At 68.6% G+C, this 15212-nt stretch carries 14 protein-coding genes; 9 read left to right on the top strand and 5 right to left on the bottom strand.

The annotated features are described in order from the left end of the window. The first annotated feature begins 96 nt into the window (after window positions 1-96). Entirely contained in the window at window positions 97-279 is a 183-nt protein-coding gene (locus tag P1K88_RS06720) for a hypothetical protein (RefSeq protein WP_276413573.1), read from the top strand. Window positions 280-328: 49 nt separating this feature from the next. On the opposite strand, the gene P1K88_RS06715 is transcribed toward P1K88_RS06720, so the two are convergent. Next, window positions 329-826, bottom strand: a complete 498-nt coding sequence (locus tag P1K88_RS06715) for a LabA-like NYN domain-containing protein (protein ID WP_276413571.1) — start codon at window positions 824-826, stop codon at window positions 329-331. 571 nt (window positions 827-1397) lie between these two features. Here P1K88_RS06715 and dapA point away from each other — a divergent pair. From dapA to P1K88_RS06680, 7 genes are all read left to right on the top strand, one after another. Next, the gene (gene dapA / locus P1K88_RS06710; protein WP_276413569.1) at window positions 1398-2324 is read left to right on the top strand and encodes a 4-hydroxy-tetrahydrodipicolinate synthase; all 927 of its coding nucleotides are present in this window, start codon (window positions 1398-1400) and stop codon (window positions 2322-2324) included. Further along, the gene (dapB, locus tag P1K88_RS06705; protein ID WP_276413567.1) at window positions 2321-3073 is read left to right on the top strand and encodes a 4-hydroxy-tetrahydrodipicolinate reductase; all 753 of its coding nucleotides are present in this window, start codon (window positions 2321-2323) and stop codon (window positions 3071-3073) included. The genes dapA and dapB overlap by 4 nt, the downstream gene beginning before the upstream one ends. A gap of 234 nt (window positions 3074-3307) precedes the next feature. Next, window positions 3308-4105 carry a hypothetical protein gene (locus P1K88_RS06700; RefSeq protein ID WP_276413565.1) on the top strand — a complete coding sequence of 266 codons (798 nt, stop codon included), beginning with the start codon at window positions 3308-3310 and terminating at the stop codon, window positions 4103-4105. A gap of 246 nt (window positions 4106-4351) precedes the next feature. After that, window positions 4352-5191 carry a 2,3,4,5-tetrahydropyridine-2,6-dicarboxylate N-succinyltransferase gene (locus tag P1K88_RS06695; RefSeq protein ID WP_276413563.1) on the top strand — a complete coding sequence of 280 codons (840 nt, stop codon included), beginning with the start codon at window positions 4352-4354 and terminating at the stop codon, window positions 5189-5191. A 153-nt stretch (window positions 5192-5344) separates the two neighbouring features. After that, complete coding sequence (gene lysA / locus P1K88_RS06690) at window positions 5345-6583, top strand: diaminopimelate decarboxylase (protein ID WP_276413561.1); 1239 nt, start codon at window positions 5345-5347, stop codon at window positions 6581-6583. After that, complete coding sequence (locus P1K88_RS06685) at window positions 6580-7818, top strand: M20 family metallopeptidase (protein ID WP_276413559.1); 1239 nt, start codon at window positions 6580-6582, stop codon at window positions 7816-7818. The genes lysA and P1K88_RS06685 overlap by 4 nt, the downstream gene beginning before the upstream one ends. Window positions 7819-7887: 69 nt before the next feature. Continuing rightward, on the top strand, window positions 7888-8949 hold the full coding sequence (locus P1K88_RS06680; RefSeq protein WP_276413557.1) for a zinc-dependent alcohol dehydrogenase family protein: 1062 nt from the start codon (window positions 7888-7890) through the stop codon (window positions 8947-8949). 3 nt (window positions 8950-8952) lie between these two features. Here P1K88_RS06680 and P1K88_RS06675 read toward each other — a convergent pair whose 3' ends face one another. The 4 genes from P1K88_RS06675 to P1K88_RS06660 all read right to left on the bottom strand — a co-directional run bounded on the left by P1K88_RS06675 (window position 8953) and on the right by P1K88_RS06660 (window position 13391). Next, the gene (locus tag P1K88_RS06675) at window positions 8953-10230 is read right to left on the bottom strand and encodes an MFS transporter (protein WP_276413555.1); all 1278 of its coding nucleotides are present in this window, start codon (window positions 10228-10230) and stop codon (window positions 8953-8955) included. A 133-nt stretch (window positions 10231-10363) separates the two neighbouring features. Beyond that, entirely contained in the window at window positions 10364-11746 is a 1383-nt protein-coding gene (purB, locus tag P1K88_RS06670) for an adenylosuccinate lyase (protein WP_276413553.1), read from the bottom strand. 37 nt (window positions 11747-11783) lie between these two features. Continuing rightward, on the bottom strand, window positions 11784-12785 hold the full coding sequence (locus P1K88_RS06665; protein WP_276413552.1) for a PrsW family intramembrane metalloprotease: 1002 nt from the start codon (window positions 12783-12785) through the stop codon (window positions 11784-11786). Window positions 12786-12842: 57 nt separating this feature from the next. After that, window positions 12843-13391 (bottom strand): hypothetical protein, encoded by a 549-nt coding sequence (locus tag P1K88_RS06660; protein ID WP_276413550.1) that lies wholly within the window; start codon window positions 13389-13391, stop codon window positions 12843-12845. A 204-nt stretch (window positions 13392-13595) separates the two neighbouring features. On the opposite strand from P1K88_RS06660, the gene purH reads away from it, so the two are divergent. Further along, on the top strand, window positions 13596-15176 hold the full coding sequence (gene purH / locus P1K88_RS06655) for a bifunctional phosphoribosylaminoimidazolecarboxamide formyltransferase/IMP cyclohydrolase (RefSeq protein WP_276413548.1): 1581 nt from the start codon (window positions 13596-13598) through the stop codon (window positions 15174-15176). Window positions 15177-15212: the final 36 nt, after the last annotated feature.

Below are 15212 nucleotides of genomic sequence, written 5' to 3'. Positions count from 1 at the left end.
ATCACCATTTTTTGTGTAGTGTGTGACCGTCTATCGTACGCCCGTCGGGTGGTTTTGGGGAATTTTATACCGGATGACGTCTAAGTGGCCACTACAATGGCAACAGACAAGCGAAAAGTACTCGTGGGCGGGGTCCTGCTGGCGGCCAGTACGGCGCTCATCCTGGGGACCGGTCCCCTCGACGTCTCGGTACCGCTGTTCGGTGCCACCATCGCCGCGCTCGGCCTGGCGGCGGGCGCACTGCTGATCGGGACCTCCGAAGACGGTCGCCCGGTCTGAACGTCCGATAACCACGTTCTGCCGCTCGAACCGACTCGACCAGTCGATCCTACAGCAGGAACCGGTCGGGGTCGTCGCTCATGTCGACGAAGCCGTCGACAGCCTCTATCAGGTCCTCGGAGGACGACTCCGCGAAGCCCATCGCCTCGGCCCGACAGCCCTCGTGGCGCAGGTAGCGACACAGGCGGGCGAAGTCACCGTCGCCGGTACAGAGGACGACTGCGTCGTTGTGCTTCGCCAGCGTGACGGCGTCGAGGCTCATCCCCACGTCCCAGTCGGCCTTCTTCGACCCGTCCTGGAACGTCTTGATGTCCTTGATGCGGGTCTCGAAACCGATGTCGACGAGCGCATCGAAGAAGGACTCCTCCTCGGGCGAGTCGGCACGGATGACGTAGGCGATGGCCCTGGACAGCTCGCGGCCGCTGACGGCCTCTTCCAGGAGTGCTGCGTAGTCGATGTTGCGCGTGTAGAGACTCCGGGCGGTGTGATAGAGATTCTGCGCGTCGGCCAGCACGGCGACGCGCTGTCCCGGATGCGTGACGGTCATAGGCGCGGATTGCGCCGCCGGAAAGATAGGTTTTCGGACTCGACACCGTCTCCGTGCCACCCGGAATCAGCGTTCGCCCGGGGCGCTCTCCTGGGGCGATGCGGGGCGCTCACCATCGGCGTCGCCCCGGGCTGGGGCGGCGAGGACTGCGTGACGAAGAACGTCGACGGCCGACCCACCTCCGTCGGCTCGAACAGGTCCGGTCGGTCCCACCCCGGCGACGCGGTCAGCGCGGACGGCGGGACCGAGTCCGACGACCGAGCCCGGCAGCGAGACACCAGAGCGACGCATTTTCCGACAGACCCCCGAGAGCGGCGACGAGCGCTCCAGCGGCGCGACCGCCCGGACGCGGAGCAGAACTATTAACACCGTCTGGATAGACAGGTTCTCGTATGCGACGACGCCTCCCCGTCCCGGTCGCTGGGACTGCCGCCGGCGAGCGCGTCGTCTCCCCGCCGAAACGCAAACACTCGTTCTAGCGGCTCGCGGCGGGCGTGGCGCCCCGTCCCGGGTCGAGTTCTCGAGGACAGACCGGACGACATATCCCACAGCGACACGACACAACTCAGCAATGACCGACATCGACTTCCACGGCGTGTTTCCCGCGATGTGCACGCCGTTCCACGACGACGAGGACCGCAGCATCGACTTCGAGACACTCCAGCGAGACGCCCAGCGGCTCGAAGAAGCGGGCGTCGACGGGCTCGTTCCCGCGGGCTCGACCGGCGAGTCGGCGACGATGACCCACGACGAACACGTCGAGGTCGTCGAGGCCGTCATCGACGCCGTCGACGACGTGCCCGTCATCGCCGGCACCGGGTCGAACAACACCCGCGAGGCGCTCTCCCTGTCGCGCCGAGCGGCCGACGCCGGCGCCGACGCCCTCCTGCTCATCTCGCCGTACTACAACAAGCCCGAACAGCAGGGGTTCATAGAGCACTACACCGCCATCGCCGACGCGGTGGACGTCCCGCAGATCGTCTACAACGTCCCCTCGCGGACCGGCCAGAACATCGAGCCGGACACGGCCGTCGAACTGGCCGAGCATCCGAACATCCAGGCGTACAAGGCCGCCAGCGGCGACATGAACCAGATCTCCGAGATCATCGAGCGCACGCGCGACGAGGAGTTCGCGGTGCTCTCGGGCGACGACGGGATGACGCTCCCGATGCTCTCGGTCGGCGGCACGGGCTGTATCTCCGTGGCCGCGAACGTCGAACCCGAGCGGACCTGTGCGATGGTCGGTGCGGCGCTGTCGGGCGACTTCGAGCGCGCCCGCGCGATCCACCACGAACTGGGGCCGCTGTTCCGCGCGATGTTCGTCGAGACCAACCCCATCCCGGTCAAGGAGGCCATGCGCATCCGGGGCTACGGCCCGGCGCACGTGCGTTCGCCCCTGACGCGACTCTCGGACGAACACCTCGACCACCTCCGTGACGTGCTCACAGTCCTGGAGACCGAGGACCTCGAGGACGAGTACGCGGAGGTCGAACGATGACGCGGGTCGCCGTCAACGGCGCGGCCGGCCGGATGGGGCAGACGGTCGTCGACACCGCGGCCGACCGCGATGACCTCGAGATCGTCGTCGGCTTCGACGTCGAGGCAGGCGAGTACCAGGGCGTCCCCATCGTCGCCGACGACGTAGCAGCAACGCTCGCCGAGCACGATGTCGACGTCGTCGTCGACTTCTCGATCCCCGAATCGACGCTCTCGCTGGCCGAAGCCTGTGCCGACGCCGGGGTCGCGCTCGTCGTCGGCACCACCGGCTTCGAAGAGGAGGAGATGGCACAACTGAAGGATATCAGCGAGCGGGTCGCCGTGCTCAAGGCGACCAACTTCTCGCGGGGCATCCAGGTCCTCCAGCGGACCGTCCGCGAGGCGGTGCGCGCGCTGGACGACTACGACCTCGAACTGATGGAGACGCATCACAACCAGAAGGTCGACGCACCCTCGGGCACCGCGAACACCATCCTCGACGTGGTACAGGAGGAACGCGACGTCCAACCAGTCTACGGCCGCGAGGGCCACGCCCCGCGCGAGGCCGACGAGATCGGCGTCTTCGCCCGCCGTGCCGGCGACATCCGCGGCGAGCACGAGCTCGTCCTGGCGGGCAACGACGAGGTGCTCTCGCTCTCGCACCGCGCGGAGGACCGGGCCGTCTTCGCCGCCGGCGCGCTCGACGCCGCCGCGTGGGTCGACGGACGCGAAGCCGACTGGTACCGCTTTGGCGAAGTCGTCGGTTCATAACCGGCAGAGAGCCCCACGAATCACGGTCTCTCCCCTTCGTTGTGGGCCTCGCGTCGTCCCCAGCGGCGAGCACGTTCTGACGGACCACATCACGGAGACGGCATCAAAACCCTGGCAGACGGTCAGCACAGCGGCGCTGGTGGGTCTCCTCGAACAGGATAGTGCCACTCCGTCACACAAAAATCGGTTTGAGCTTCACGTATGCATAACCTGCCAGCGGGAGTCGTGCCCTGTATGAACCGGCACGACCTCGTCGTTGGCTCGCTCATACTCGTGGTAATAGTCGTCGCTTCCGTCGCCCTCCTCGGCGTCTGGTCTGGCCCATCAGAGCCCCTCGATTCCGACCAGACGTATCCCCCTGGAGCAGGACCGGACCACATCAACTTCTCGACTCTCGGCGCCGACGACGCCAATCTGACTCACACGCCGCGTAGATACTGGGAGTCGTACGCAATCCTCTATGCTGCCCCCTCCGAGCGCCGACTCGTAGAAGGCGAGTACTACATCAACGCCACGACGGGAGAGATAATCGCTGACCGCTGGCACGACGCCAAAGTCTATCGCAACGGGACGACCTACGTGTTCTACCAACCAGCCGACAGTCTCCCGGAACACCAGCGCGAGCAGTTCAGGTCGGACCCGGCGTTCGTCTACGACAACACGACTGACGCGTACTACCGATACGACCCGCGCTACGGACAGATCGCGCCCACGAACATCGGTCGCCACACGATGGTCGTCGATTCCTACACCTGGGAGGCGATCAATACGACGACGCATCACGGCGTCCCAGTCATCACGTACCGGGTGACCGGGACGCGTCCGGACTCCCAGGCCCCACCAGCGATCAACGGAACGCTCCAGCTCGGCCTCGAAGATGGAATCATCTACGCCTACGATATCACGAAGGACGCAGAGGGGGGTCCGTATCGTTACACCTACAGCGTACGACCCGCGCCATTCCCAGAACACGAGTGGGTAGATACGGCACGAGACCTCACAGGAAATACGACCGAGAGCAGTTCCCGATAGGGACGTCGATGCTTCCCACTCGTACGGACCGGCTGACTCACTCCGCTATCGGTGAATCTCGTGTGGATCGTTCTGTGACGCGCCCGGCTACGGAAGAGCTGTGCTCTTAAGCGCCGCCGGAGTCGGGTGGCCGGCCGCCCCATTCTGTTGCGCCGTTACCGCGACGATCCGGCCGAGAATATATCCCGAACCGCCGTTCGGAATCCCCGGAGGCTATACTCCGGGAGGGGATACACACGGACACCAATGCTCGGACAAGACCTCGAAGGGAACGTCGAGGACCTGTGGACGGCCTACGAAGGTGGCGCGACCGTCGAGGACGTCGAACCGCCGCAGCTGGATACGCTCGATGCCTTCCTCACGGCGCTGGAGACCGGCGAGATTCGCGCCGCGAAGAAGGTCGACGGCGAGTGGCAGGTCAACGAGTGGGTCAAGCGGGGCATCCTGCTGAACTTCGCGTTCCGGCGGACCTACGAGCGCCAGTACGGCGGCGTCACATACCACGACGTCCTGCCCCTGCGAGACACCGAGGACCTGGGCGAGCGCGGGACTCGGAACACGCCCGACGGGACGACCATCCGCCGCGGGGCCTACCTCGGCGAGGACTGCATCATGATGTCACCCTCCTTCGTCAACATCGGTGCGCACGTCGGCGACGGGACGCTCGTCGACTCCTGTGACACGGTCGGCTCCTGTGCGCAGATCGGCGAGGACGTCAAACTCGGCGCGAACACCCTCATCGGCGGCGTCCTCGAACCGGTCGAGAGCGCGCCGGTCATCGTCGAGGACGACGTCTCGCTGGGTGCCGGCTGTCGGGTCACCTCCGGGTTCGTCGTCGGCGAGGGCAGCGTCGTCGGCGAGAACACGCTGTTGACCCCGCGCATCCCCGTCTACGACCTCGTCGAGGACGAGGTGCTGTACGGCGAACTCCCGCCCGAGCGCCGGGCCTTCCAGCGGTTCGTCGACTCATCGGTCGGCGAACACGATCTGATTCCGGGCGGGGCCTACAAGCCCGCCGTCGTCGCCACCGACGTCGAGGAGGAGACGCTGGAGGCGACCGAGCGAGAAGACGCGCTCCGGGACTAGCGAGAGCGCGAGCGCAGCGAAACCCTCGGAAAGCGAGCAGCGGAGTCACGACCACGGCCGACGGTGCGAACGAGGGTCCCAGCGGCGTCGAAACGCCCGGCCACTCGCTCCGAGAGCGCAACTCTTGTTACGCGGCGAGGCGTGGTTCTGCCAATGAACGACGCCTCGCCGCCGGTCCGCCGTCTCGCGGACTGGGACCACGGGCTCCTCGAACGGCTCGCTGTCGAACACGGGACACCGCTGTACGTGCTGGACCTGGATCGGGTCGCCGAGAACTACGAGCGGTTCTCGGCGGCGTTCCCCGACGCCCACGTGATGTACGCCGCGAAGGCCCACACGGGCCAGGCGGTGCTCTCGAAACTGCTCGAGACCGGCGCGGACATCGAGTGTGCCGCCTGGGGGGAACTCCAGCGGGCCATCGACGCCGGCGCGCCGCCGGGGACGCTCCAGTACACCGCGGTCAACCCCCCGGACCACGACCTCGACTACGCGACGGACCTCGCTGCGGCCCACCCGGGGCTGACCATCACCGCCGGCGCGCGCGACACGTTCGACCGACTCGAGGCGCGGGGCTACGACGGCCGGGTCGCCATCCGCGTCAACCCCGGCATCGGCACCGGGCACCACGAGAAGGTCGCGACCGGCAAGGACGCGAAGTTCGGCATCCCCTACGAGCAGGTGCCCGAAGTCGCCGAAGACGTCGCAGAGCGGTTCGACCTCGTGGGACTCCACGCCCACGCCGGCAGCGGCGTCCTCCACGACGACCTGGACGATCACTGCCGGGCCATCGCGAAGGTCGCGGACATGGGCCGGACCGTCATCGACGGGGTGGGCGACCTGGAGTTCGTCGACTTCGGTGGCGGCTTCGGCGTCCCGTACCGCGAGGACGAGGAGCCACTCGACATGCAGGTCGTCGGCGAGAAGGTCCGGGACGCGGTCGGCGACCTGGACGCACAGATCAAACTCGAACCGGGACGCTACGTCGTCGCCGACGCCGAGTGCATCCTCACCGAGGTCAACACGGTCAAGGAGACGCCGGCGACGACAGTCGTCGGCGTCGACGCCTCGCTCGCGACGCTGATCCGCCCGGCGATGTTCGGGTCGTACCACCCCATCCGGAACGTCAGCGCCCCCGAGCGCGAGGCCGAACCGGTGTCGGTGGGCGGGCCCTGCTGTACGAGCGCGGACGTGTTCTGTACCGACCGACCGATCGCCCGGCCCGAGCGAACGGACCTGCTGGCGATCGGGAACGCCGGCGCGTACGGCTACGAACTGGCCAACCAGTTCCACTCCCAGCCCCGTCCGGCGGAGGTCGCCATCGAACGCGGCGAGGCGCGGATCGTCAGGGAACGAGAGACGCTCGAGGACGTCACACGGGTGGAACAGGCGTGACGACGACCTTCGATCTCGAGACGTTCCACCGCGAGGCCGTCGACGTCCCCTCCCACGAGGACGTCGGCGAGATGCGCGAGTACCTCCTCGAGACACTCGACGCCGAGGGAATCGAGGGGACGGTCGACGACCTGGGGAACGTCCGCGCGACGCGGGGCGACGGCGACGGGACCCACCTCCTCCTGAACACGCACATCGACACCGTCCCGCCACACCTCCCGTACGAGCGGCGGGCCGAACCGCCCGGCCTGGACGAGCGGGTCGACGGGAGTGGCGACGAGGGGGGCGAGGCGACCGCCTCGGACCAGTCGAGCGGCCGGCAGCCACGAGACGCAGGCGACGTGGCCTGCGGCCGCGGGGCGTGTGACGCGAAGGGGTCGCTCGCGGCACTACTGGACGCCTTCGTCACCGTCTCGCCGGACGCCGGGCGCGTGACGCTGGCCGTCTCCATCGACGAGGAGACGACCCAGACCGGCGGCGCGCATCTCGCCGAGGACAGCGACGCCGACGCCGTCATCGTCGGCGAGCCGACTGGGCTCGACGTCTGTACCGCCGCTCGCGGGCAGTTCGAGGGGACGGTGACCATCCGCGGCGAGAGCGCCCACGCCGCCGACCCGGCCAGCGGCATGAACGCCATCCGGGCGGCCGCGCCCGTCCTGCAGGCGATGGAGACGTACGACGAGGAACGCGAGGCGCAGCGCGCCTCGGAAGGCACGAGCGGTGACGGGACGGAACCGCGAGTGAGCGGCCCCGCCGAGCACGAGACGCTCGGCCGGGCGACGCTCACCCCGTCGATGATCGAGGGCGGCGAGGCGACCAACCAGGTGCCCGCCGAGTGTGTCATCACCTTCGACCGGCGCTCCGTCCCGCCCGAGACCAGCGGCGAGTTCTGTGCCGACCTAGAGACCCACCTCGCGCAGTGGCTCCCGGGACCGATGGGGCTCTCGGTGGACCTCGTCCGGCCCGACACCCCCTTCCCCGAGGCGTTCGCGACCGACGAGGACGCCGAGGTCGTCCGGGTCCTCCAGCGTGCCAGCGGCGGCGCAGTCCGACCCTTCGGCGCGGCGACGGAGGCCTCGTACTTCGCCGAGCGGGCGCCGACGGTGGTCTTCGGTCCCGGCGACCTGACCGACGACGTCGGTGCGGTGGCTCACTCCGAGCGCGAGTACGTCCGGCTCTCCGAGGTCAGGGCCGCCGCTCGCGCGCTCAGAGAGAGCATCGAGCGATTGGTCTGAGGGGGTCGCGGTCGGACCTCCCGGCGCGACTGGGCATACTATTATTCGGTCGGGCGACCAGGTCCGGGTATGCGCGCAGTTGTCTTCACCGGTCACGGTGAACCGCTGGAGGTCAGGACGGTTGACCCGCCGACACCGGACCCCGAGGGAGTCGTCATCGAACTGGAGGCGTGTGGCATCTGCCGGAGCGACTGGCACGCGTGGCAGGGGGACCCAGTCTGGGCGGAGCGGGGCCTGGCCCCCGGGCACGTGCTGGGCCACGAACCTGCGGGCATCGTCCGCGCGGTCGGCGACGAGGTCGAGCGCGTCCGCGAGGGCGACCACGTGACGGTCCCGTTCAACCTCGCCGACGGCACCTGTCACCAGTGCCGGACGGGCCACGCGAACCTCTGTGAGAACGGCCTCGCACTCGGCCTGGCGCCGGCGGTCCCGGGTGCCTTCGCGGAGCAGCTCCACATCCCGGACGCCGACGTCAACGTCGTCCAGTTGCCCGACAGCGTCTCCTCGGTGGACATGGCCGGCCTTGGCTGTCGGTTCATGACTGCCTTCCACGGACTCGTCCACCAGGCCGACGTCGACGCCGGCGACTGGGTGGCCGTCCACGGCTGTGGCGGGGTCGGCCTGTCGGCGGTCCACATCGCGGCGGCGCTGGGCGCGAACGTGGTCGCGGTCGACCTCTTTGCGGAGAAGCTGGACTTCGCCGAGCGACTCGGGGCCAGGGCGACGGTCGACGCCGACGCGACCGACGACGTGCCCGGCGAGATACGCGCCATCACGGACGGGGGCGCGCACGTCTCGGTGGACGCGCTCGGTATCGCGACGACGTGCCAGAACTCCGTCAACTGCCTGCGGACGCGGGGCCAGCACGTCCAGATCGGGCTGACGACCAGTAGCGAGGGCGGTCAGGTGGCGCTCCCCACCGACCGCATCGTCGGCGAGGAGCTGTCGGTCGTCGGCGCCATCGGCATGTCGCCGGCCCGCTACGACGAGCTGTTCCGCTTCATCGAGGGCGGGCGCATCGACCCGGCGAAGATCGTCTCCGAGACGGTCTCGCTCGAGGAGACCCCCGAGAAACTCGCGGCGATGACCGACTACGACACGCTGGGGATACCCGTCATCGACGAGTTCTGAGCGTCAGACCTCCAGCGTCTCCTCGACCTGCGAGTAGGTCAGGGCCAGCGCGACGACCGCCAGGCCAGCGCCGACGGTGAAGGGGGTGCTGAACCCGCCGAAGTTAAAGAGGAGCCCCGAGGCCAGCGGGCCGGCGGCGACGCCGAGGCCGAAGGCCATCGTCAGCACCGAGAGGGTCGTCCCCGACCCGCGCTCGCCCGCCAGGTCGCCGGCCAGCGCCAGGGACGGTGCGAAGACGAGCGCCACGCCGATGCCCTGGACGAAGCGGGCCAGCAGCATCAGCCACGGGTCGGTGACGACACCCTGGGCGAACACCGACGGGACGAGGACGACGAACCCGGCGACGACGAACGGGCGGCGGCCGAACCGGTCGCTGGCCCGGCCGATGGGCACCTGGAAGACGACGTTGGCGATGACGACGGCAGCGAACTGGACGCTGAACATGAACGTCGACTCGTCTAGGCGCATCCGGATGGGCCCCTCCAGCGTGGCAAAGAGCGCGATGGTCGTCGCCATCAGGAAGGTGCCGACGCCGAGGACGAACACCGAGTCGAGCCCCCGGCCGTTCGGGTCCCGGACGGCGATAGCGAGGTTCTTGCTCGCGGCGTTGGCGGCCGCGGGCGGGTCGGCGATGAGCAGGAAGACCAGCACGAAACTCACCACCGCCCCCAGGACGGCGACGGCGAAGGCCGCGGTGAACCCCGAGACGGTCGACCCGAACAGCGAGTACGTGACGACGTCCCGTGCGGCGAGTCCGCCCGTGATGACCACGCCGGCGATGATGGGACCGAACCCGAAGCCGACGAGCCGGAACGTGTTGAACACGCCGAAGTTGCCCCCGCGCTCGGCGTCGCTCTCCGCGTAGTCGTTGACCAGCGCCACCGTCGCGGGGATGGTGAACGCGGCGCCGATGCCCTGGAGCGCCCGGGCGACCAGGACGCTCCAGTAACTCGTGAGGAAGGGGTAGGCCGCGCTCCCGACCGCGAAGATCGCAAGCCCCACGAGGACGAATATCCGGCGTCGACCGGTCCGGTCGGAGACTCGCCCCGTGAACGGCTGTCCGAAGCTGTTGAGCAGGCCAAACAGCGAGAGGACGAGGCCGATGAGCGTCTCCGTCTGGAGGACGAAGCCGAAGACGCTCGTCCCCACGATGCCGGCCAGCGATATCTGCCCGCTGGCGATGTACAGCGGGAGGACGATGATGAGAAAGGAGTTCCCCAGGGCGTCGGCCATGCGGGCCAACCCCAGGGTGATGACTCGACTGTCTGTACCGAGGACCATCGGTTGTCGCGGCTACGGCCGAGCGCGTGGTGACTCTTTCCGTTCGCCGCCCATACTGCCGGCTGTAACATTTAGAAAATACTCGGCACCCCCCGGGGTTCCGAGAGCTGTGACGAACGTACAGCCGGCAGTATCAGACGTCCTCGGCCAGGTCCCGTGCGATGCCGGTGTAGCCCGACGGGGTCAGGGCCTCGAGCTCCGCGCGCACCGCCTCGTCGACGTCGAGGTCCGCGATCATCGCCTCGAAGTCGGCCATCGTCACCTCGCGGCCGCGGGTTGCCTTCTTGACCTGCTCGTAGGCGTCGTCGTGGCCCTCGCGGCGGAGGATGGTCTGGACCGCCTCGCCGATGATCTCGGGCGTGTCGTCCAGATCGTCCAGCATCACCTGCTCGTTGGGGACGACCTTCGCCAGGCCGTTCTGGCACTTGCGGTAGCCGACGAGACAGTGGGCGAACGCCGCGCCGATGTTCCGCTTGACCGTCGAGTCCGAGAGGTCACGCTGGAGGCGCGAGCTCGTGACGTAGTCGCCGAGGAAGGTCAGATCGGCGTTGGCCTTCGAGAGGTTCCCCTCGCTGTTCTCGAAGTCGATCGGGTTGACCTTGTGGGGCATCGTCGAGGACCCCGTCTCGCCCGCGACGGTCTCCTGGCCCAGGTAGCGGTCCGAGACGTACAGCCACATGTCCAGGTCCATGTCCAGCAGGACGTTGTTGGCTCCCCGGAGCGCGTCGAACAGCGCCGCGAGGTCGTCACAGGGGTTGACCTGCGTCGTCAGCGGTTCGTGCTCCAGTCCCAGGTCCGCGACGAACGCCGTCGAGAACGCGGGCCAGTCCACGTCCGGATAGGCCGCGTGGTGGGCGGCGTAGGTGCCCGACGCGCCGGCGAGTTTCCCCGAGAGGTCGTCGGTCGCGCGCTCGATGCGCCCGATTGCCTGGCCAAGGCGGGAGGCGTAGACGGCCATCTCCTTGCCGAACGTCGTCGGCGTCGCGGGCTGGCCGTGGGTCCGGGCGAGCATCGGCACGTCGGCGTAGTCGTGGGCCATCTCCACCAGCGCGTCGCGGACCTCGCGCAGTTCCGGGACCAGCACGTCCTCGGCAGCGGGCTTGACGAGCAGACGGTGGGCGAGGTTGTTGACGTCCTCGCTGGTGAGGCCGAAGTGGATCCAGTGGTCGGCGTCCAGCTCCTCGGGCATCCCGAGGCGGACGAAGTACTCGATTGCCTTCACGTCGTGGTTGGTGGCGGCGTACTCGCCGTAGCCCTCCGTCTCGAGTCGCTTGACGACGGTCGCGTCCTCGTCGTCGAACGCCTCGTAGAGCGAACGAAGCGTCGCGCGCTGGTCGTCGCCGATGGTCAGTGGCGTCGCGTCGAGGTCGGCGAGCGCCAGCAGGTACTCGACTTCGACCTGCACGCGGGCGCGCATGAGCGCACGCTCGCTGGCGTACGGGACGAGCGGGTCGGTGTAGCGGGCGTACCGTCCGTCGAGCGGCGACACGGCGGCGAGTGGCCCTCTCTCGGTCATATCCGAGAGTGCACGGGAAGTCCGAAAAAGCGTGTCGTTACGCGTCGGCCGACTCCGAACCCGACGGGTCCCCCTCGCTGTGGTGGCCGCTGGCCTCGGTCTGGTGGTAGAGGCGCTTGTACCGCGAGAGTTTCCGGTAGACGAAGTAACCGACGACGGCGTCGAAGGCGACGACGAACCCGACGAAGGTCACCAGGTTCCACGGCACCAGCTGTGGAAGGTACGTGACCGATGTGTTGTAGACGGCGTGGACGACCGCCGCGATGAAGATGCCCTTCACCACGATGGGGCCTCTGTGCTCGGGGTTGAACTTCGCCAGGCCCAGGTAGTAGCCGGCGATCGAGGAGTAGAGCACGTGGCCCGGGCCGACGAACGCCCGACTCGTCGCCGTCTGGACGGCCGCCAGGAGCGGCTCGGCGTTGTCCAGCGACATGGCCTGCGAGTATCCCTGCACGATGTACAGCGCGTTCTCGATGGTGGCAAAGCCCAGTCCGGCCACGGCCCCGTAGACGACGCCGTCGACGACCGACTCGATAGTGCCGAACGCGCCGACCCGGGCGCCGAGCCACTTCACCGTCTCCTCGATCGGGCCGACGACGACGAAGAAGAACACGGCCATCCCGACGACCGGGATCAACTGGAACAGCGGCTGGAGGACGGTGTTGACGAGCGCCGCGAAACTCGCAAACAGGATGGCCAGCACGAACACGACGGCCATCGTCTCGACGGGTTCGCGTATCGTCGGGTCGCCGTACCAGAGGTAGCCGACGATGGCCAAGGCCGGGACCACCGAGAGCGCCGCCAGGATGCCAAGCGACGGTTGCCGGAGGACGAGCAGGCCGGCGAAGGCAAGTTGCGCGACGAACAGGACCAGACCCAGCGCGATGAGGAGCCAGCGGCGCGAGGCGTGCAGGAACCCGTGGATGGACACGGAGAACCGGTCGAGCCCCGACCGGGGGTCCCACTCGGCGACGTCGTAGAGGTCGGTCGAACCGGACAGTGCCGCCGCCACGGGGTCCTCGGTATCGTCGGATGACACGTCAGACACGTCGCGTGGAAGACACGTTAGCGTTGTGGCGTCGAATGCAAACGGCGCCTACGAGAGCCAGCCGTAGTCGGCCGCCGACTCGCCGAAGCGGCCGTCGGGCGGGTCGTACCGGTAGAGATCCTGCCCGAGGGCGACCCACGCCAGGCCGTAGAGGACCGCCGTCGCGGGCTGGGCGCTGAACCCCAGGAAGACGACGGTCCCGGCGCCCAGCAACACGCCCAGCCACGGCGGCTGGATGCGCGTTCGCACGAGGCCGACGGCGGCCAGGAGCGACCCGGCGACCAGCGCGAGGACGCCCAGCGCGACGAGGACGGTCCCGCCGCCGGTGACGACCCGCAGCGCCTGGCCGGCGGCAAAGAGGATGCCGCCGAGCGCACCGAGCCAGGTCCCGCCGACGCCGGGCCGTTTCATCCGCGCCCCGTAGAACGTCTCGACCGCGTAGTGGCCCGCGACGACGCCGAGCGTCGAGACGACGACGGCGCTCCGGACGAGGTCCGTCTCGGCTCCGGTCAGTCCCAGCGTGACGGCCCACCCGACCCAGACGAGTCCCCCGACCGCGGCGACGGCGCCAGCCCACTGACACCGCAGTTTCGACATACTCGCCGTTCGTCGGTCCGGCTACAAATGCACGTCGACACGCGAACGCCGGCGGCGCCGCGACCGCTCACAGGAGCCAGGAACCCGGTCACGCACGGGACCGTCCCGAGATACCGAGCCCGATTGCCAGTTCGGTGGGTGTCGCGAGGGTCGTCGAGCGGCCGTTTCGCAACTACTTTGCACAGTCCGCGCCCCCACTCGGATATGAAACTCGCCGGCATGGCCAGCAACCGCGGCCGGAATCTCATGAACATCGCGGACCGGGCCCCGGGCGGGGCCGAGTTCGCTGTCGTACTGACGAACGACGCCGACGCACCCGTGCTCGACGCGGCGGCCGAGCGCGGTATCCCCACCGAGGTCGTCGAACGCGACGACGGCGAGGCCCGCGAGGCTCACGAAGCGCGCGTGCTCGAGTCCCTCGCGGAGTACGACTTCGACCTGGTGACCCTCGACGGGTACATGCGCGTCCTCAGCGAGAAATTCCTCGACGAGGCGCCGACGACGCTGAACGTCCACCCCTCGCTCCTGCCGAACTTCCCCGGCATGGACGCCCACGAGCAGGTGCTCGAGGCGGGCGTGAAGGTCACCGGCTGTACGGTCCACGTCGTCGACGAGACGGTCGACGGCGGCCCCATCGTCACGCAGGAGCCGATTCCAGTCGTGGAGGGCGACGACGTCGACGACCTGAAAGAGCGCGTCCTCTACCAGGGGGAGTTCACCGCCTACCCCCGCGTCGTCAAGTGGTTCGCCGAGGACCGCGTCGAGGTCGACTACGAGGACAGGTCCGTCTCGGTCGAGGGCGACGTGGGCGGGAACTTCCCCGCGCGCCGTCTGGTCTCGGACGACCGGGCCGCCGACCTCCGCTACGGGGAGAACCCCCACCAGGACGCCGCACTGTACGCCGACACCACGGTGTCGGAGGCCAGCGTCGTCCACGCCGACCAGCTCAACGAGGGCGCGAAGGCGCTGTCGTACAACAACTACAACGACGCCGACGGCGCCTTGAACCTCATCAAGGAGTTCGACGAACCGGCGGCCGCGGTCATCAAGCACACGAACCCGGCGGGCTGTGCGACCGCCGACACGCTCGCCGACGCCTACGCGAGGGCGCTGTCGACGGACCCGATGAGCGCCTTCGGCGGCATCGTCGCGCTCAACCGCACCTGTGACGCCGACACCGCCGAGCAGATCGTCGACTCGTTCAAGGAGGTCGTCGTCGCGCCGGGGTACACCGACGCGGCGCTGGACGTCCTCTTCGAGAAGGAGAACCTGCGCGTCCTGGAGGTCACCGACGACTTCGAGGTCACCGACACCATCACCGAGAAACCCCTCGTCGGGGGGCGGCTGGTCCAGGAGCGCGACACCCAGCACCTGACCGCCGGCGACCTGGAGGTCGTCACCGAGCGCGAGCCGACCGACGAGCAGGTCGAGTCGATGCTCTTCGCCTGGCACACGCTGAAACACGTCAAGTCCAACGGCATCCTGTTCGCGAAAGGGACCGAGACGGTCGGCATCGGCATGGGACAGGTCTCCCGCGTCGACGCCGTCCGCCTGGCCGCGATGAAGGCCGACGAGCACGCCGAGGGCAAGGACGCCGAGGGCGCCGTGATGGCCTCCGACGCGTTCTTCCCGTTCCCCGACGGCATCGAGGCGGCCGCGGAGGCCGGCATCGAGGCGGTCATCCAGCCCGGCGGGTCCAAGAACGACGAGAGCGTCGTCGAGGCTGCCGACGAGCACGACATGGCGATGGTGTTCACCGGCCAGCGGTCGTTCCGCCACGACTGAGCCCGCCGGTCGACGCCGGTACGACCCCGACCGGTG

This window comes from Haloarcula halobia, from assembly GCF_029338255.1.
In the GTDB taxonomy this organism is placed as follows: Archaea; Halobacteriota; Halobacteria; order Halobacteriales; family Haloarculaceae; genus Haloarcula; species Haloarcula halobia.
Note: the sequence above shows the minus strand (reverse complement) of the source record. Positions and strands in the feature narration are given on the sequence as shown.

Coding starts and splice junctions, on each gene's coding strand:
- purH (WP_276413548.1), top strand. CDS start 13,596: ATGAAACTCGCCGGCATGGCCAGCAACCGCGGCCGGAATCTCATGAAC.
- dapB (WP_276413567.1), top strand. CDS start 2,321: ATGACGCGGGTCGCCGTCAACGGCGCGGCCGGCCGGATGGGGCAGACG.
- P1K88_RS06680 (WP_276413557.1), top strand. CDS start 7,888: ATGCGCGCAGTTGTCTTCACCGGTCACGGTGAACCGCTGGAGGTCAGG.
- P1K88_RS06675 (WP_276413555.1), bottom strand. CDS start 10,230: ATGGTCCTCGGTACAGACAGTCGAGTCATCACCCTGGGGTTGGCCCGC.
- purB (WP_276413553.1), bottom strand. CDS start 11,746: ATGACCGAGAGAGGGCCACTCGCCGCCGTGTCGCCGCTCGACGGACGG.
- P1K88_RS06660 (WP_276413550.1), bottom strand. CDS start 13,391: ATGTCGAAACTGCGGTGTCAGTGGGCTGGCGCCGTCGCCGCGGTCGGG.
- dapA (WP_276413569.1), top strand. CDS start 1,398: ATGACCGACATCGACTTCCACGGCGTGTTTCCCGCGATGTGCACGCCG.
- P1K88_RS06700 (WP_276413565.1), top strand. CDS start 3,308: ATGAACCGGCACGACCTCGTCGTTGGCTCGCTCATACTCGTGGTAATA.
- lysA (WP_276413561.1), top strand. CDS start 5,345: ATGAACGACGCCTCGCCGCCGGTCCGCCGTCTCGCGGACTGGGACCAC.
- P1K88_RS06720 (WP_276413573.1), top strand. CDS start 97: ATGGCAACAGACAAGCGAAAAGTACTCGTGGGCGGGGTCCTGCTGGCG.
- P1K88_RS06715 (WP_276413571.1), bottom strand. CDS start 826: ATGACCGTCACGCATCCGGGACAGCGCGTCGCCGTGCTGGCCGACGCG.
- P1K88_RS06695 (WP_276413563.1), top strand. CDS start 4,352: ATGCTCGGACAAGACCTCGAAGGGAACGTCGAGGACCTGTGGACGGCC.